General features: G+C 39.7%; 17 protein-coding genes. All 17 read left to right on the top strand.

Annotated features, from left to right (window positions below):
- The first annotated feature begins 5 nt into the window (after positions 1 to 5).
- Positions 6 to 1,409: an MFS transporter gene (locus G630_RS0113305; RefSeq protein WP_022762530.1), complete on the top strand. Its 1,404-nt coding sequence runs from the start codon at positions 6 to 8 to the stop codon at positions 1,407 to 1,409.
- 27 nt (positions 1,410 to 1,436) lie between these two features.
- The gene (locus G630_RS0113310; RefSeq protein WP_026498867.1) at positions 1,437 to 2,327 is read left to right on the top strand and encodes an alpha/beta hydrolase; all 891 of its coding nucleotides are present in this window, start codon (positions 1,437 to 1,439) and stop codon (positions 2,325 to 2,327) included.
- A gap of 179 nt (positions 2,328 to 2,506) precedes the next feature.
- Positions 2,507 to 3,214, top strand: a complete 708-nt coding sequence (locus G630_RS0113315) for an ABC transporter ATP-binding protein (protein ID WP_026498868.1) — start codon at positions 2,507 to 2,509, stop codon at positions 3,212 to 3,214.
- Complete coding sequence (locus G630_RS0113320) at positions 3,215 to 4,816, top strand: hypothetical protein (RefSeq protein ID WP_026498869.1); 1,602 nt, start codon at positions 3,215 to 3,217, stop codon at positions 4,814 to 4,816.
- Between the two features lie 39 nt (positions 4,817 to 4,855).
- A complete protein-coding gene (locus G630_RS0113325) occupies positions 4,856 to 5,719 on the top strand; it encodes a GNAT family N-acetyltransferase (protein ID WP_026498870.1) in 864 nt (287 codons plus the stop codon).
- Positions 5,720 to 5,777: 58 nt separating this feature from the next.
- Positions 5,778 to 6,473: a CPBP family intramembrane glutamic endopeptidase gene (locus tag G630_RS0113330; protein ID WP_022762535.1), complete on the top strand. Its 696-nt coding sequence runs from the start codon at positions 5,778 to 5,780 to the stop codon at positions 6,471 to 6,473.
- A 107-nt stretch (positions 6,474 to 6,580) separates the two neighbouring features.
- Positions 6,581 to 7,579, top strand: coding sequence for a serine hydrolase domain-containing protein (locus G630_RS0113335; RefSeq protein ID WP_026498871.1), 999 nt, complete (start codon positions 6,581 to 6,583; stop codon positions 7,577 to 7,579).
- Between the two features lie 584 nt (positions 7,580 to 8,163).
- Positions 8,164 to 8,892: a 4Fe-4S binding protein gene (locus G630_RS0113340; protein WP_044959340.1), complete on the top strand. Its 729-nt coding sequence runs from the start codon at positions 8,164 to 8,166 to the stop codon at positions 8,890 to 8,892.
- A gap of 64 nt (positions 8,893 to 8,956) precedes the next feature.
- Positions 8,957 to 9,499 carry a PadR family transcriptional regulator gene (locus tag G630_RS0113345; RefSeq protein WP_026498873.1) on the top strand — a complete coding sequence of 181 codons (543 nt, stop codon included), beginning with the start codon at positions 8,957 to 8,959 and terminating at the stop codon, positions 9,497 to 9,499.
- A gap of 163 nt (positions 9,500 to 9,662) precedes the next feature.
- The gene (locus G630_RS21895; protein WP_049946214.1) at positions 9,663 to 10,337 is read left to right on the top strand and encodes an MATE family efflux transporter; all 675 of its coding nucleotides are present in this window, start codon (positions 9,663 to 9,665) and stop codon (positions 10,335 to 10,337) included.
- On the top strand, positions 10,324 to 10,767 hold the full coding sequence (locus G630_RS21900; RefSeq protein WP_022762539.1) for a MarR family winged helix-turn-helix transcriptional regulator: 444 nt from the start codon (positions 10,324 to 10,326) through the stop codon (positions 10,765 to 10,767). Before G630_RS21895 ends, G630_RS21900 begins: the two co-directional genes overlap by 14 nt.
- A 295-nt stretch (positions 10,768 to 11,062) precedes the next feature.
- Positions 11,063 to 11,782 carry a CPBP family intramembrane glutamic endopeptidase gene (locus G630_RS0113360; RefSeq protein WP_026498874.1) on the top strand — a complete coding sequence of 240 codons (720 nt, stop codon included), beginning with the start codon at positions 11,063 to 11,065 and terminating at the stop codon, positions 11,780 to 11,782.
- Between the two features lie 109 nt (positions 11,783 to 11,891).
- Positions 11,892 to 12,602: a response regulator transcription factor gene (locus G630_RS0113370; RefSeq protein WP_026498875.1), complete on the top strand. Its 711-nt coding sequence runs from the start codon at positions 11,892 to 11,894 to the stop codon at positions 12,600 to 12,602.
- A gap of 66 nt (positions 12,603 to 12,668) precedes the next feature.
- The gene (locus tag G630_RS0113375; protein WP_026498876.1) at positions 12,669 to 13,700 is read left to right on the top strand and encodes a sensor histidine kinase; all 1,032 of its coding nucleotides are present in this window, start codon (positions 12,669 to 12,671) and stop codon (positions 13,698 to 13,700) included.
- A gap of 113 nt (positions 13,701 to 13,813) precedes the next feature.
- Positions 13,814 to 14,509 (top strand): ABC transporter ATP-binding protein, encoded by a 696-nt coding sequence (locus G630_RS0113380; protein WP_026498877.1) that lies wholly within the window; start codon positions 13,814 to 13,816, stop codon positions 14,507 to 14,509.
- A complete protein-coding gene (locus tag G630_RS0113385; protein WP_026498878.1) occupies positions 14,506 to 17,085 on the top strand; it encodes an ABC transporter permease in 2,580 nt (859 codons plus the stop codon). The genes G630_RS0113380 and G630_RS0113385 overlap by 4 nt, the downstream gene beginning before the upstream one ends.
- A 221-nt stretch (positions 17,086 to 17,306) precedes the next feature.
- Positions 17,307 to 18,716: an MATE family efflux transporter gene (locus tag G630_RS21905; RefSeq protein WP_044959342.1), complete on the top strand. Its 1,410-nt coding sequence runs from the start codon at positions 17,307 to 17,309 to the stop codon at positions 18,714 to 18,716.
- Positions 18,717 to 18,721: the final 5 nt, after the last annotated feature.

The raw sequence follows: 18,721 nt of genomic DNA on the forward strand, positions 1-18,721 counted from the left end.
TACAAATGGTACAGGAAAGAGGGGGAATGGACATTACAGTGGTTGACAATAAAATTCAAAACAGTGACGCTGCTTTAGGCTGGGGCGAGAGAGTCTGCTTTGGAATAGGAAAAATCCCATCAATGATAGTAGGTACTTTATTGGCTACATTTGTCATGATCTACATGACAAATGTGGCATTTCTAGACATTGCAGTCTTGTCTATCCTTATGGCAGTATCAAAAGGATTTGATGGAATATCGGATGTTATAGCCGGAAATATTATTGATAATACAGATACTAAGTATGGAAAGGCCAGAGTTTGGATTTTAAGGACATGTATTCCATTGTCTTTGTCTTTGATTTTATTGTTTTCAGTTCCGGCAGTGCTTCCTGACATAGCAAAATATGTCTATTTTTTCGTTATGTATAACCTGGTAAGCACCTGTGTTTTTACAATTGCTCAGCTTGCGCATTATGCGCTCTTGCCTTTAATGTCCCAAAGCAGTGTTGAGCATGGAATGTTGAGCGTAGTCGGCTCAATTTTTGACTCAGTGAGTATGCTCCTTATTAGTGTATCCATTGTTCCGCTTCTGACTTTTTTTTCTAAAGATTCCGCAAATCCATATACACAGACCGCTTTTTATTATTTAATCGCTATATTTGGCGTGGTTATTGTGATAAGTAGTCTTATCTGTTTTTGTGGAACAAAAGAGAGGGTGACTTATAACTATGTTTTCCATGAAGAAAAGAAAGGCATGAAATGGAGTGTTACACTAAGGGCACTTCTTAGGAATAAATACTGGGTGGTATCCATATTTTTAACAGTATTTAGTTTCCTTCTTATGGGCTGTAATGCTAATGTGAATGTGTATTATGCAACCTATGTTTTAAAAGATCCTGCGTTTGTTGGCTTAATTATGTTATGCATGCAGGTACCGGGCGTTCTTGTAAGGTTTTCCGTTCCATTCTTTATAAAAAAGATAGATAATTTTGGGATATATTTATTTGGAAATATAATATTGTTGATTGGAAGTATAGGACTTGCCATTGTCGCTCCGAATATTGTTGGAATAGCTGTTTTTCTTTGTATAAATGGGGCTGCTTCGGGAATTGCAGCTTCAGCATGGATGGGAGCCGTTGCAGACATTATAAAGTATACAGAGAAAAAAGAGGGTATTCTTTCAGCGGGAATGGGAAATGCGGGATTATCCGCTGCTAATAAATTAGGAATTGGTCTCGGGACAGTGGTTTTTGGATTTACGATGTCCGGGGCTGGGTTTGATGCAATGAATGGAATTGCTCAGCCAACTGCAGTATTGGATGCAATTTCATTTTTCTTTCTTTATTTCCCTCTCATTATACAGGCTATAATAACGGTCTTGCTTGTGACTTTCTTTAATAAAAAAAGTGATATAAGACAACCATAATGAGCGCCTTCATACGAGGAATTGATTATGAATCCGATTCTTGAACACCTGAGTAAAAATGCTAAAAAACATGCTGGCAAGATTACTTTGGTATTAGAGGAAAACAGTAAAATCCCTGAAGATCTGGATATATTTTTTGACATAGAATATAGAGGAAAAGACGGGAATACACTTTGCGCAGATATTTTCAAACAAAAGAATAATGAGAAGAAACTTCCCATTATCGTGTTTGCTCATGGCGGAGGATTATTTGTAGGGAACAGAAAGGTAAATCGTATTTTTTGTGAAGTAATTGCAAGACTTGGATATCTTGTCTTTTCCATAGATTATCGCCTTTTAAGCGAAACAGATGGGATTGGTGGGATATCAGATGTCTGCAGTGGTCTGGAGTTTGTTACAGCTTTCGCCGAAGACTATGGTGGAGATCCGGACAAAGTAATTCTTATGGGGGAAAGTGCAGGAGCTTACCTTGCATTGTATGCAGCTGTGGTTGCAAATTCGGATATTTTGGATGGTGTGATCGAGAAACCTGAAACGTTATGCAAAGTAAAGGGACTGTGTTGTTCTAGTGGAATGTTTTATGTTACGCGAAATGATCCCATAGGGATGGTGTACAAAAAGGATATGTTTGGCAAAAGGACTAAGGACAAAGCGTTTATGAAGCTGACTAATCCAAATAATCCTGACATTATATCAAAGCTTCCACCGGTGTTTCTGGTTAGCAGCAGTGGCGATTTTTTAAGAAGCTATACACTAAAGTTTGCAAAGGCTTTGGAAAAAGAAGGACATGATCATGAACTGATTTATTATAAAAAATCAAATCATTTACTGCATGCCTTCGTGTCGTTTGCACCGCTATTACCGGAAAGCGCCGAGGTGCTTGCAAGATTACAAAAATGGATAGCGAATTTAGGCTGATTTAGCTTAAGCATTTTATAATAGTATATAGCTAAGGACAGGGATAAAACTCTCTGTCCTTTTTTATTTTGGGTATGAATATACTTAAATCAGTGTAAAATATATTGTTATAAGTGCAAATGCCGTAGGCAGTAGTTCGGTGTGATAACTTATATGTATGAAAAAGGAGGAATTAAAATATGTTGAAAATAGAGCATTTGACAAAAACATACGGGGATAAGAAAGCTGTAGATGATGTGACACTTCACATTAAGGTCGGAGAGATATTTGGCTTTATAGGTCATAACGGTGCAGGAAAAAGTACTACGCTTAAAAGTGCAGTAGGAATTCTGAGATTTGATGAAGGTAAGATTTTTATAGACGGAAAATCCATAATGGATGATCCGATCGGTTGTAAGAAGGAGATGGCATATATCCCGGATAATCCTGATATGTATGAATTCATGAGCGGGATAAAGTACCTTAATTTTATTGCGGATGTATATGGAATTTCATCATCGGAGAGAAATGAAAAGATTCATAAATATGCTGATATTTTTGAAATAACTCAGGATCTTGGAATGCCTATTTCGTCTTATTCACATGGAATGAAGCAAAAACTTGCTCTCATCAGCGCATGGATGCATGAACCTAAGCTCATAATAATGGATGAACCCTTTGTGGGACTTGACCCCAAGGCTTCACATTTACTTAAAGAGATGATGAGAGAGCACTGCGATAATGGTGGAGCAATTTTCTTTTCCACACATGTGCTTGAGGTTGCGGAGAAACTCTGTGACAAGGTTGCAATTATCAATCATGGAAAACTGGTAAAAGTCGGAACCATGGATGACGTTAAAGGTGATGACAGCTTAGAAGAAGTATTTCTTGAACTGGAGGCGGTATAAATGCTGAAAACGCTGGTTAAGAAACAGTTATTTGAAGTTTTCAAAGGATATTTTTATGATGCCAAGAGAAACAAAATGCGCTCTAAATTTGTGATAGCTGCATGGTTTGTTTTTTTTGCGGTCATCATGGTGGGGGTTATTGGCGGAATGTTTCTGGCACTGTCTTTGACATTATGCGGACCTTTGATAAGCTGCAATGCCGGATGGTTTTACTTCGTTCTTATGGGAACTGTAGCAGTGCTTCTTGGTAGTTTTGGAAGTGTATACAATTCATATACGGCACTCTATCTTTCCAAAGATAATGATCTTTTGTTATCATTGCCGATACCTGTGAGGAATATAGTTGGCTCAAGGCTTATAAACGTGTACCTTCTTGGAGTAATGTATATTTTAACCGTTACGATTCCTACCGAGATAGTTTACTTTATGCAGACCGGTATTACAGGAGCCAAGGTACTATGTGGGATATTATTTTTCTTTATTATTTCAGCGATTGTTATGCTGATATCCTGCGGCCTTGGGTATGTGATAGCAAAGATCAGCTTAAGGCTGAAGAATAAGAGCTTTATCACGGTTTTTGTGACACTGGCAGCAGTTGCAGCATACTATTTCTTTTATTTTAAGGCCGGCGATTTTATCAGAGATCTCTTGGTTAATGCGTCCATATATGCTGAAAATGTAAGAAGATACGCATATCCGCTGTATTTGTTTGGACTGATCGGAGAAGGAAATATTGTGTGGTGCTTTGTTTTTACAGCTTTATTTGCAGGAGCATGTTTCCTGTTGTGGCACCACATGTTAAAGAGCTTTATCTCTATAGCTACAGCTTCAAGCAAGGTTGAAAAAATTCAATACGTCGAAAAGACAGTAAAAGAAAAATCTCCGTTTGAAGCACTTATATGGAAAGAACTGCAAAAGTTCACTTCAAGCCCTACATATATGCTTAACTGCGGTCTCGGCATTATCCTGATGCCTGCTGCAGGAATACTGCTGCTTTTCAAAGGACAGGTGATCATAGAAGCAGTGGAGCGTGTTTTTTCAGATTATCCGGGATCGGCAACAGCATTTCTATGTACAGGACTGATCTTTATGGGATCCATGATAGATACTGCAGTTCCCTCTGTATCTCTGGAGGGAAAAAGTATATGGATTTCGCATTCATTGCCGGTAAAGCCGCGGCAGGTACTTCTTTCAAAAATGACTTTGCAGATTGTTCTGGCAGCTATTCCTACATTGATTGCGGCTTTATGTACCAGTATGATTGTAGATGAATCATTTATCTGTAAATTGCTTATAGTGATCATGCCTATGATGTTTGCCCTGTTCTCTGCTGCAATAGATACTGCAATTGCTGTAAAGGCCCCTCTACTTAACTGGACTAATGAGATGGCGCCAATTAAACAAAGCGGAGGAGCATTTTTGGCAATCCTTTCATTCTGGGGACTTTCAATTCTGTTTGTAGCAGTTTACATGCTTGCGGGCTTCTGTTTTGGAATCGTTATGTATCTGATAGCCTGGAGTGTGTTATTTGCTGTTTTATCGATTTTGATTATTGTATGGCTCTGTACGAAGGGAGCCGGAATTTATTCCGAGCTGGCATAACCGGAATAGGAATTACTAATTTAAAGGTGAAGAAATAATATGAGTGTTTGTATAGAAAAGAATTACAGAAATAACGAGGCTCTTAGAGCATCGTTCAATAAACTTGCGGAAAAGACTTTTGGTCTTAATTTTGAAAACTGGTATCAAAACGGTTTTTGGCAGGATAATTATATTCCGTATTCTATTGTGAATGACGGAGAGGTAGTATCCAATGTTTCAGTAAATGCCTGCAACATGAATTATAAGGGCAAAACCGTGAAACTGATTCAGCTCGGAACAATTATGACTGACCCTGATCACAGGGGAAAGGGCTATGCCCGAATGCTGATGGAAGAGGTTATGAAGGATTATGAAGAAAAGGTAGACGGAATCTATCTTTTTGCCAATGACTCTGTTCTGAATTTTTACCCTAGATTTGGCTTTCATGAGGCAAAGGAATATCAGTATTCAAAAGAAGTAAGTATAATAGGAGAAAATAAAGCCAAGATGATTGCTCTGAATGGGAAGGATGATTTTGACAAGGCTGTTCGAATTCTCGACACCAGGAGCCAGAATGCAGAGCTGTATATGATCGGGAATACCGGATTATACATGTTCTATCTGTCGCAGTTTATGACGGAGAACCTGTTCTATATTGAGGACTGTGACAGCTACGCAGTTGCGGAATTAGAGGATGATACGCTGATTCTTCATACAATTATTGGCGAAGGATCGGTTGATGAGGTTATTACTTCATTTGGCTCTCAGGTAAAAAAGGTTGTCCTTTGCTTTACTCCAAAGGATGTCAGCGGCTTTGAGAAGAGTGAACTTCATGAGGAAGATACAACATTTTTTGTAAAAGGAAAGTTCTTCGAAGAAAACCGAGATCAAGAATACATGCTTCAGGCAATAACACACGCATAATGATTACGCAACATTAGTGGGACGGTTTTCACATTCAGAAGTACGGCAGGAGATCAATATGAATAAGGTTTTGGATAATTTTTTCGTGGCAGATGAGGAGTACAAAAACCAGCTTGAATCCTATACTATCGGCGATACTTTGTTAGCCATAGCATTCTATGCAATCTTTATGATTGTTTACTATATTGTTGGGAAAATCTATTATCAAAGTGGTGCGTATTACGTAACTATTGTCAATCTGGCCTTTATATTACTGCCGGTAGTTCTTTGCTTTCGCAATTTGTCAAAGACCGGCCTGAGTGCAAGGAACCTTAAAAAGTCGCTCATTGTTTCATTCATATTGGGAATGGCTGTGTTACTGGCTATTTCAATTATTCCGGGGATTATCGCACATGCGGAGTTTTTGACGGTCAGTCAGATTGCATATTACATTTTCTACTTCTTCGTTATTATAGGATTTAGCGAAGAAATCTCTTTCAGAGGATTTATTCAGCCAAGGCTGTTTCCTGTTTTTAAGCGGGAGTGGATCACTATTTTAGTAGCCGGGCTTTTGTTTGTTTTAATGCATTATCCATTTCAGATGGCTGCAAGAGGAATGTCGTTTGTGGAATACTGGCCTGAGTTTATTGCAAGTGCGCCATTTCAACTTTTATGGCACTACGTGTGTACATGGCTTTACAGACGTTATGGAAATATCTTTGGAGCAACGGTTATGCATGGGTGCGTTGATATGAGTATGGGTATATTTGGCTGAGTTATATCTGACATAAAAAACTTTTTAAGATTTTTCTTGAAAACAATTTTTAATCATATTAGCCTTTTCTTAGGACGTCCAAATCTTTCTAAGAGGAGGCTTTTATAGTGAATAAAGAACAACTATACACATACATTTCAGGGAGCACCGGTAATGAGAGCAACATCTGTCAGATTTTTGCGATAAAAGATGGTGATAAAGTATATGACGATTGTTGGCATGGGTTTAAGACTCTGGATGCGATGAATGTAAACTCTGTGACCAAAGGTGTGATGGGGCTGCTTGCCGGAATTGCACTGGATGCGGGCTATATCAAGAGCCTGGATCAGAAGGTGATGGATTTTTTCCCGGATTATACTGTAAAGCGAGGAGAGAAAACTATCTACGATGTTACCATAAGGCATCTGCTAACAATGACAGCTCCGTATAAAGGTAAGTCAGAGCCCTGGAAGAAGGTGTGTACTTCACAGGACTTTACGCTTGCTATACTTGATTATCTTGGAGGACGTAAGGGAATTACCGGAGAGTTCAAGTATGCGACGCTTGGCATTCAGATCCTGGCAGGAATAATTGAGAGAGCATCCGGAGAGAAATGCATTGATTTTGCCAACAGAAACCTGTTTGAGCCGCTGGGACTTCCAAAGCGAATACCGCACGGAGACAGTTCCAAAGAAGATCAGTTTGATTTTTTTATGAACAAGAATCCCAGAAAATACGAGTGGTACTCTGATCCTCAGGGCAGCGTTACCGCAGGCTGGGGATTATGTATGTCAGCAAAAGATATGGCCGTTATCGGCGCGATGGTTCTTGATAGAGGCCTGTATAACGGGAAAAGAATAATCTCTGAAGAATACTTAGAAGACATGCTGGCACCTCACATTAAGCTGGGTGAGCGATTTGGTTACATGAACTACGGCTACTTATGGTACAAGCCATATGATGACAGAGAGGTTTATGCTGCTATTGGTGACAGCGGGAATATCATCTATGTAAACAAAGAAAAAAATGTATCTGTGGGAATGACAGGCACATTTAAGCCCAGGATCTTTGACAGAGTGGAATTCATAGAACAAAAGGTTTTGCCGGCTATAGAATGTACTGTATAGGTTTATATTTCAGTTTTATGTTCTTGGGCAATAAAGGTTAGCTTTAGTGATAGAAACATAATATTTGGAGAAGATTTTACTGCTACAAGAGAAGAAAATGAGAATAGGGGCAGTTGAAATTTGGATACAATGCCTTCTACAAATATGAAAATGGTTGATTGCAGCAGTTGTTTTTGGAATATATCTTCTGCCACAAATTAGAAAAGAAAAATATGCGGCAGTGGGATATAGACATAAAGCGACTGCTACAAATTAGAGAAATAGAGAAAACGGTAGTCATATAATTCCCAAAGCGACTGCTGCAAATTCTCAAAATAGAAATAGAGGCAGAAAATTGCGGCTAAAATAGTATGCCGCAAAGAGTATTACTTGAAATTATGGCATAAAATATAGACTTTATTATCGTGGTAATTGCTGATGTAAAGGAAAAAGTAAGAGCACATAAATCAGTGTAAAACAGACCCAAATAAGTGAATAGGGTCTGTTTTTTCTTTGTTGACATAAAATGATAATAAATCTAATATATCAATTAGATATATCATTTGGATATATCTATTAGTGCAAATCAAAAGGAGATTACAGTCATGCGACAAAGAATAAGAAAAACGACTCTACTAATATCACTACTTCTTTTCCCGATTACAATGTGGTATTTCTCGCCCTACATAATCATAAATGCGGCGATGGAACATATTATAAACGGCAGCTTCATTGTGTTTGTAGCGATGCTTATTTTTTCAATGTTTTTCGGAAGAGTCTGGTGCGGATATCTATGCCCCGCGGGAGGGCTTCAGGAATGCGCGCAGCGGATAAATGATAAGCCTGCAAAACAGGGGAAACGTGATAAAATCAAATATGTGATATGGATTATCTGGATATGTACAGTGATTGCTACATTTGTGATGGGGAAGAATGATGTGACCATTAACCCTTTCTACATGACGGATCATGGCATATCAATTGCAAGCATATACAACTATGTTATTTATTACGGCGTTATATTTTTATTACTGTTGCCTGCGCTGATCCATGGCAGAAGAGCAGCCTGCCATTACATCTGTTGGATGGCGCCATTTATGGTGATAGGCAGCAGTATAGGCAGATTCCTGCATCTGCCACAGCTCCATATTGAAGCAGACAAGGACAAATGCATTTCCTGTGGAAAGTGCAGCAGAGCTTGCCCTATGGGACTTGATGTCAAAAAACTTGTGGCAGAGGGAAAGAATGCCAAATGCAGCGAGTGTATTCAGTGCGGCGCCTGTGTTGACGAGTGCCCTAAAGCAGTTCTGAAATATAAGCTGCTTTGGAAATAATTGCTCTTAGAGGTAATAACTGCTTTTGAAGTAAATCGTCACGAAAAAAATCAGGAGAAAAGACATGGCAAAAGACAGGAAGATAGATGTTGTAATATTAGGTCTTTTATCCCACGAAGACCTTACCGGATATGATATTAAAAAGAGGCTGGATGGAGCGATAGGCTTTTTCTGGAAAGGCAGCTTTGGAAATATCTATCCCGCGCTGACTGCAATGGAGAAAGAAGGACTTGTTTCAAAAAAGAAGAACTCTAAGACCGGGGGCAGGGAGAAAATACCTTATCATATCACCAAGCAGGGAATCAAGGCTCTTCAGACATGGCTACAGGAGGAGCAGACTTCCAATGAACTTCGATATGAAACTCTCTTGAAACTATATTTTGGTGGGGCTGCAGATAGGAGTCTTGCAATCAGGAATATCCAAATTTTTGAGGAGGATGTTAAGCGCAACCTGACAGTACTAAACATGTATAAAGATAATCTGGAAAAAGTGCTGGATGAAGAGGATCACATTTTCTATTATCTAACAGTGACTTTTGGAATTGACACCTACGAGGCGTATCTTAAGTGGTGCGCCAAGGCAAAAAAACTTCTGAGAGATGGTTAAGATCTGAATCAAAACAGATAGCGATAAGATAAAATCAGTGTAAAAATAGACTAAACAAGTGTAAACCAAGTTTTTTTCTCATCTATAGAGTATAGTTACTATACAGTATATAAACTATACATAATATGGCTCTACTCGTAACGAAGCAAAGGAGAGAAAAACGATGAACAGCAAAATAGACTTTATAAATGGAAAAACATACAAGTCACTGATGAAAATGTTTATGCCGCTGTTTGCAGCGATGACACTTACAATGATCTACAGTATCACACCCTTTGGAATCGATGCAATAGCAGGATTCGGAGTTGCCAGGAATCTTGAGCTTATCATGTCCATGCCTACAACAGGAATGTGCATGGCTATAACAGCCATAGTTGGACAATGCGTCGGAGCTAAGCGATATGACAGGGCAGGAGATTATCTTAAGGCGGGGCTTGTTCTTGGAGGCAGCCTTATTGCAGCAATCAGCGTTTTGGTAATTATCTTTTCCGGACAGCTCACAGCTCTTTTCGGGCAGGGTCGTGGTACAGCAGAAGTCGTAGCTGTGTTCTTTAAGATAATAAGCATTGGCTATGTGTTATATATGCTTACAAGCTGCATACAGGGATATCTTACCGGACTTGGGAATCCCTCAATGGCGATGGTGCTTCTCGTTCTCTACTATGTAGTAATCAGAATACCGGCGGCGGTCATTTTAAGAAGTGTCTTTGGACTTCATGGCATCTGGTTTGCGTTCCTGCTAAGTCATATCTTGGCGTTTATTGTTGCGACCATTATGGTACAATTATTGAATAAAAAACACGACACCATAAGGGGACCGCTATATGAAGGACTATAAGGAATTAGCCTGGTTAATGGAACGTATCATCCATAAGTACAATCAGTTTGAGAAAAAACCGCAAGTATACTGCAAGGATATAATCCTGACACAGCCTGAGATCCACACTATAGCTATAGTCGGAGACTACGAAGGAATAGGTATCACTCAACTGGCTAAGATGCGTGGCATCACCAAGGGGGCTGCATCTCAGATGATTTATAAGCTTGTGGATAAGGGACTTGTAGAGAAGAGAGTGTCTCCGGATTCGGATGCAGCTGTGAGCCTTTACCTTACAAAGAAAGGGAAAAAAGCGAGAAGCGAGCATCGAAAGCTCCATGAAAATATGGGTACTATGTATGAGAAAATGCTTGATCAGATACCGGAGGAAACGTTGGAGAGCATGAAGCAGTTTCTAAAAGCATTTGACGAAGCGCTGGATAAAATGTGAGTGGCTTTTTAGTCACCACATTTTTTATAGCAAATGAGTATAGCAGCTATACAGTTTAGAACTAAACATATAAGGAGAAAACAGAATGAAAATATCACTTTGCCCGGTGGAAGAAGAAATCCTCATATTGAGGTAAATGAGCTTATCTATTCATGATAAATCAGTGAAAAACAGTGCATTATTAGTGAAACATAGTAATGACTTTCTTTTCTGAGCATATAATAATAGTTATAACAAAGGCTGTTTAGCCGGTGAGGCAAAAACGGGACAGCTATTTGATTGAAAAGGAGTAGCAATGAGAAAATTTTATGAGAAGAATAGGGTATGGTTTGCTGTATTGTGGATTGTTCTGTACTGCGTAGTTATGACCAATCTAAAAGGGAATTTCGGCTATCAGAGCATAGCAATGCTTCTTGGCATAAATGCCTTTGCAGTGGGAATTACTCTTTTTGTAAAGATGAATCACCTTGAAAAAGAGTGTGGAATAGCCTCATGGCCAAGAGACATCGGAAGATTTCTGTTCTTTATCCCTATGTGGATACTGGCAACCGGGAATCTATGGGATGGCTTTGCACTTTCCTACCGCGGAATAGAGATGGTTTTCGCAGTACTGTCCATGATTTTAGTTGGATTCGTGGAAGAGATGATATTTAGAGGATTTCTTTTTAAAGCAATGCTGTCAGAGGAAAGGACATCCGTTGCTATAATTGTTTCTGCACTGACATTTGGTATGGGGCACATTATTAACCTGTTTGCAGGACAGACAAGCTTTGAAACTATCCTGCAGGTGATCTTTGCTGTTGCCTGGGGATTTATTCTTACGTTTGTTTTTTATAAGAGCGGAAGTCTATGGCCGTGCATAATAGCTCATTCAATGATAGATGCTTTTTCATTGTTTGGAGCAGACAACGCACTTGTGGATCAGATTTATATTGTAACTACCATTGTTGTTGCGGTAGTCTATTGCATATATCTTGCAAGGATTAAAGTGGAGACCAATAATGAAATTCAGTGATAGCTGTGCTAAGTGCATGTATGACAGGCAAATTATGAATCCTTCGCCGGGGATGTTTGTTGAAGAATGAATAATACTGCTTCGGGAGTAAACAAAGGAGTATATGAGAATGAAGCTGTTTTTGTTGGAAGATGATGATGCCATAGGAATGGGGCTAAAGTATTCCCTGGAAAAAGAGGGCTATGAAGTTATCCATGTGAGAACTAAGGCAGATGCGCTAAAAACATGGAAAACAAACAATTTTGATATGTGCATTTTGGATATCAATCTTCCGGATGGAAATGGGTATGATGTCTGCAAATATATCAAAGAAAAGGAAGATACACCGGTAATCTTTTTGACAGCAAGTGATGCTGAAGTAAACGTTGTCATGGGCCTGGAGATGGGGGCAGATGATTATGTGTGTAAGCCCTTCAGGATTAATGAGCTTATGGCCAGAATCAGGACTGTCCTTAGAAGGAGCAGAAAAAGTGCGGCTTCTTCCGGCTCTGAGGAGAACGGAATCCTTGAGATAAAAAATGTTCGCATTCATACAAACGAAGCAAAGGTTGGTGTGCTTGATGAGTCTTCAGGAAAAGAGGAAACGGTCGAGCTTACAGCTTTGGAATACAGGCTTCTTCTTGCTTTCTGCAACAACAGAGGAAATGTAATGTCCAGAAGCCAGCTCCTTGAGGATATGTGGGATGTGAGCGGAGATTTTGTAAATGATAATACGCTTACTGTTTATATAAAAAGACTAAGGGATAAGATTGAAAAAGATCCGACAAATCCTCAGGTTATAAAAACAGTCAGAGGACTTGGATATATTGTGGAGAAGTAGGAAAAGAAGTGCATTTTAGACATTTAACAAAAAAGTAACTGGAATAGATGGACTGGGGATTGTGGAATGTTAAAAAACAAAGATTTTAAAATTTTGATAATTGCAGCAGCTATACTTACAGTTGCTGCTTCCGTATGCGGATATGTGATTTGTGGCATAGCCGCATTTATTTTATTGATGTTATTGGGATTTGGATTACTATGCGTTTTTACCATTTTGACCAAACGCAGATACGACGATATAGATGCTCTTAATTCATATCTTGTAAATGTGCTTGCAGGAGATGAAGCTCCGGGCATACTAGATCAGGAAGAGGGTGAATTGTCTCTTCTTAAGACGAACATCTATAAAGCCACCTCAACCTTGAATTATCAGAAAGAACTTTTATCAAAAGATAAGGTGGCTCTGGCGGGTGCAATAGCAGATATCAGTCATCAGCTTAAGACTCCGCTGACATCCATGATCGTCATGAATGATCTTCTTAAGACAGAGGATGATAAGGAAAAGCGAGTGCAGTTTTTGCAGACACAGTCTAATCAGCTGAACAGAATGAACTGGCTTATTCAAACACTTTTGAAGTTGTCCAAGATTGATGCAGGCACGGTCACCATGAAACCGGAAGAAGTAAAAGCAGAGGCTCTGATTCAGGAAGTAATAAAGCCTTTTGAGATTCAGATGGAACTTAAGAATATCAGCTATTTATGCAAATATTCAGCTGATTCAAGATATGATAATCCACCTGCGAACGGCATTGATATTAAGTGTGATATAAATTGGACAGTAGAAGCTCTTCAGAATATTGTGAAAAACTGCATTGAACATATGGATGACGGAGGTGCACTATCAATAAATGTAAATGACACAAATATTTACAAGGAAATATCCATTGAAGATTCCGGCTGTGGAATAGCAGAAGAGGATCTTCCTCATATTTTTGAAAGATTCTATAAAGGAAAAAATGCAGGAAAAGACAGTGTAGGTATAGGTCTTGCTCTAGCCAAAACTATTATTACCGGTCAGCACGGAGATATCATAGTGGATAGTACTGAAGGCGAGGGAACAAGGTTCTCTGTGAGATTCTATAAGACGATTATTTAAGAGACAAGACTCGGAATATTACAAAACTGTAATCAAAAAGTCACTTGATTGTAAGTTGAAAATAATAACCTATTCTCATGAGCAACAAATGAATGAGAAGGGAGACAAAAGAAATGAACATTTTGGAAATCAGAAACCTTTGCAAAGTATATGGAACAGGAGAGACAAGAGTTGATGCGCTTAAGAACGTCTCTTTTGATATAGAACAGGGAGAGTTTGTAGCAATAGTGGGACCTTCCGGTTCAGGTAAATCAACGCTGCTTCATATCCTTGGCGGAGTAGACGTACCTACATCAGGAACCTGTAATATCGCAGGAACAGATATTGGAAAGCTTGATGAGACCAAGCTGGCAATTTTTAGAAGAAGGAACATCGGACTTATCTATCAGTTTTACAATCTTATCCCAATCCTGAATGTGGAAGAAAACATGACGCTTCCGATTTTGCTGGATGGGAAAAAGCCTGATAAGAAGCTGCTGAGTGACCTGGTAGAGAAGCTTGGATTAAAAGAGAGATTATCACATCTTCCCAATCAGCTCTCCGGTGGTCAGCAGCAGAGAGTATCAATAGGAAGGGCACTAATGAATCATCCGGCTCTGCTTCTTGCAGATGAGCCTACAGGTAACCTCGATTCTGAGAACAGTAAGGAAATCATAGCTCTTCTACGTAAGTTCAATAAGGAAAACAATCAGACGGTTATCATTATTACTCATGATGAAAGGATCGCTCTTTCTGCAGACAGAGTAATTACAATTGAGGATGGACAGATCACCCGCGACAGTAAGCAGGAAGGGGTGATGGCATCATGAATATTGTATCAACACTCACATTAAGACATCTTATTGGAAACAAAAAGAGATCAATAGTAACGATACTTGGAATAGCCGCATCCACAGCTCTTATAAGCGCTATCGTACTGGGCGTATTTTCTTTCTTTAAGTTTTTTGGATTTATATCCATACAGTCGGATGGAAATGCACATGCCCAGTTCAGTGAGATCACGCAGCAGCAATTCAATGAGCTTAAAGAGGACGACAGAATTGATAGCGTAGGACTCTGCGATATAGAGGAAACAGTAACCGGAGTAAGGCTACTAAGTGGTAAGGATGAGCGCTTCTGCGTAGGAAATACCATGCATGCAGATTATGACTATATGACTATGAGGGTGGTAACTGACTATGATGGACAGCTTCCAAAGAACTCTTCAGAGATAGCAATTGAGGAGCAGTTTCTGATCGACAATGGTCTGGAGAACCTGAAGATTGGTGATACCCTTACATTTGAACAGGGCTACAGATATACATACGATGAACTGGAAGGGCTCATATACCTTGGTGGGAATTACAGATCAGATGAACAGTTCAAAGCTCTTTCAACCGAGACCTGCACAGTGACTGCAATTCTTCACGGGAATAGACCTACCGGGAGCTGGGACATTCTCCGCGGCTTAGATGAAGGCTTTTTCCCTGAAAAAGATAAGACGCAGGTAATTATCACTCTGAAAAATTGCAATCACACTGCACTTAAGCAGCTAAAGAGCATCGCCTCAGATTATGAAATAGCAAAGTGCGATTACAACACAGAGTATCTCCTTAGCTGTTTCGCTTTTGAGGGAAGTGGCGGTGCATACAGATCATTTTTCGTAATGATGGCTGTTGCCCTTGCTATTGTTATTGCCACATCAGTCATCCTGATCTTCAATTCCATAGGCATGTCCCTCACAGAGAGAATGAGATACCTTGGGATGCTGGCCAGCGTTGGAGCTACAGCTAAGCAAAAGAGATTTTCGATATACTATGAGGGATTTGTTCTTGGAATGATCGGTATTCCTTTGGGACTACTGTTTGGCTATCTGGGAACAAAGATCACGCTGTCAGTCCTTGGAAGCAAGATCCTTGAAGCTGACATGTTTGTAGGGGCAGAGGGACTCAGAGGAAGCATACCTGTTGTTTGTGAACCGTCTGTAATCGCAGCAATCGTGTTTTTTGCAGCACTTACTATTCTTATTTCAACTTTTGTTCCGGCTATCAGAGCAGCCAAGGTTATGCCTATTGATGCGCTGAGGCAGAGCAATGTGGTAAAAGTAAAAGCAAAGAGCCTTCGTGTAAATCCTATTATCCGTAAAATCTTCGGATATGAAGGAGAGCTTGCTTATAAGAACATAAAAAGAAATGGTGTGAAGGGAAAAGTCATTACCGCTACTATTGCAGTTTCAGTGATCCTGTTCCTCACAATAAACTATTTCTGCAATTCCATAGCAAGAGCCAATGATTATGAGATTAACATTCCATACCAGCTTGTAGCATCCTGCTCGTTTTCCGAAAGTGACAGACTCCGAAGCGCCATAAGCGAGATGGAAGACGTAGATGATGTTTACAGCGCCAGCATGATCCAGTTTAGGTTTAAAAAAGCTCCTGAGTCACAGATAGAACTGGCCAATACTGATATTGCTGATTCGAAGTTTCTTTTGCCCGGATTTGCAGATCTGTATTTTAGCGGAATGGATGTTGTCATAGTTGATGATGAAGACTTTAACAAGATCCTTGAAGACAATGGGCTGGACAAAAATGAATACTACGGTGATACTCTGAAGGGCGTTTTGCTTAACGATTATTTCAGGGAAAAGAAATCCAGTGAAGTCTTTAATGATGGAATCTTAGGACAAGTTCTTCATTACGACAAGGTGCAGGGGTATCCACCTGCAATAGAGATTGCAGCTTTTGTAAGATATGATGAAAATAACAAGACCTTTGATCTATCACCTAAGGGCAACATCGCTGCATTTGTACCTGTTTCCATGTATTATGAGAAGGCAAAAGAAGTACTGCCGGAAGATAAGCTCACTATGGATCTGGGGGTTGAAACAGCTGATCATGAAGTGGTTCATGACAGAATTTACGCACTTTTGGAAAGCGATGGATATCACAGCTATTACTGCGGAGACCTTACAGATGCAGTAAAGGCTATGGATACCATCACACTTATGCTTAAGACCGCTATGTATGGGTTCACAATTCTTCTTACACTGATCGCTATCGCAAATATTGTGAACACGATCTCAACAGGAGTGCTCCTTAGGAGAAAAGAGTTTGCAATGTACAAATCAGTAGGCCTTGAAAACAGTGGCTTTAAGAAGATGATAAGGCTTGAAACGCTTCTTTACGGAATTAAGGCACTTGTTTGGGGAATTAGTATATCTCTTTTGCTGAGCTACCTTATGTTTACAACTTTCGACACAAGGCTGCACACCTTCAATCCGGATATTCTTATGTACGTTGTCACAACGATCGCAGTATTTGGTATTCTGGGACTCAGTATGGCTCTCAGCATCAGTAAGATCAAGGATGACAACATCATAGAAGCCCTTAAAGAGGATGCAGTATAAATAAAAACGGAGAAACCAAAACTATGCAAATTTCAGACATTGATAGAAGAATTCGATGTTAAACACTATGTCTCATTTGCGCAGTTGCAGGTAAGATAATAAAACTGTTTTTGAAAATTAAATAAGTGCAGAACAGCCCCAAATCAGTGTAATGATGGGGCTGTTTCTATTTTGGCTGTATATTTCCGGTATGAGATATTCATTTAAAGAGGTATAAGAAAATGAGGGAAAAGAATAAAGTATTTGGAAGTTTAAAATTTTATATAAGTGCTCTTGCTATAGCTGTGCCGATAATGCTTCAGCAGCTCATACAGAGCATGGTTTCACTGATAGATAATTTTATGGTATCGGGACTTGGCGATATATCCATGTCAGGAGTTAATGTTGCCGGACAGGTACTTTTTATTTTCATGGTATTTGTCAGCACAATTAGCATGGCAGGAGGCATTTTCCTGACTCAGTTCTTTGGCGCGAAGGACAAATCCGGAATGCAACAGGCCTTTCTTTTTAAGGTGATAATCAGCTTCGCGGCAATGATTCCGTACTTTTTGGTTTGCCTGGTATATCCCAGAGAAATACTTTCTCTTATGTTAATTGGAAATACGCAGGCAGAGCTCATTCTTGATGAAGCTGTAAAGTACATCAGGATTATGTCACTTATCGGAGCTCCGATGACACTTTCAGTATGTATTGCAAGTTCACTTAGAGATATGGGAAAAGTGAAGACCCCACTTGTCGTGACCGTTATAGCAACGCTCACAAACACAGTGCTCAACTACCTGCTTATTTATGGCCACTTGGGATTTCCTGCACTTGGAGTAAGAGGAGCAGCTCTTGCCACAGTAATTGCAAGGACCCTGGAGTTTATAATTTTTGCTATTATATATTTTAAGGCCAGTCCGGAGTTTGCTGTTAATGTTGGCAGAGACTTTAGAATTGATGGTAGTATATTTAGAGATATATTTAAAAAGGGCGCTTTGATGCTGTTCTGCGAGATGACCTGGGTTCTTTCGGAGACCTTAACTACAGCTATCTACAATGGTAGGGGCGGCGCAGATGTGGTTTCCGGAATGGCTTCAAGCTTTGCAATAGGCAATCTTTTCTTTGTTGCATTTAGCGGAATATACTCAGCAACAAGTGTCATAATCGGCAAGACACTCGGCGAGGGCAATCTAAATAAGGCACGCAGGGAAAAGACATGGCTTTTGTCAGGTTCTGCTGTTTTTGGATTTGCCATGACTTTTGTGGGTTTTGCAACTACGTTTATTGTACCGATTGTTTATGTAAGGCTTAGTCCCAACGCAATTACAATTTCCAGAAACATGGTAATACTTATGTCGTTCTTCATGCCTGTATGGGTATTCATTAACGCTCAGCAGGCAGTTGCAAGAGCAGGCGGCGATACAAAGATGGGCGCCTATGCAGATGCCGGAATAACGATAATGGTAATGCTGCCCATGCTGCTTTTGCTCGGCAGATACACTAATATCGGTCCCGTGCAGATGTATCTTTGTGTAAAAATCCTGGACATTGTAAAGATTGGAATATTCCATCTTTGGCTGAAAAAAGAGCGCTGGCTCAAAAATCTTACCGTGGAGCACTCTGATCTGGAACCGGCAAAAGCAGGGTGAATGAG

This window comes from Butyrivibrio sp. WCD2001, assembly GCF_000424485.1.
Lineage (GTDB): Bacteria > Bacillota > Clostridia > Lachnospirales > Lachnospiraceae > Butyrivibrio.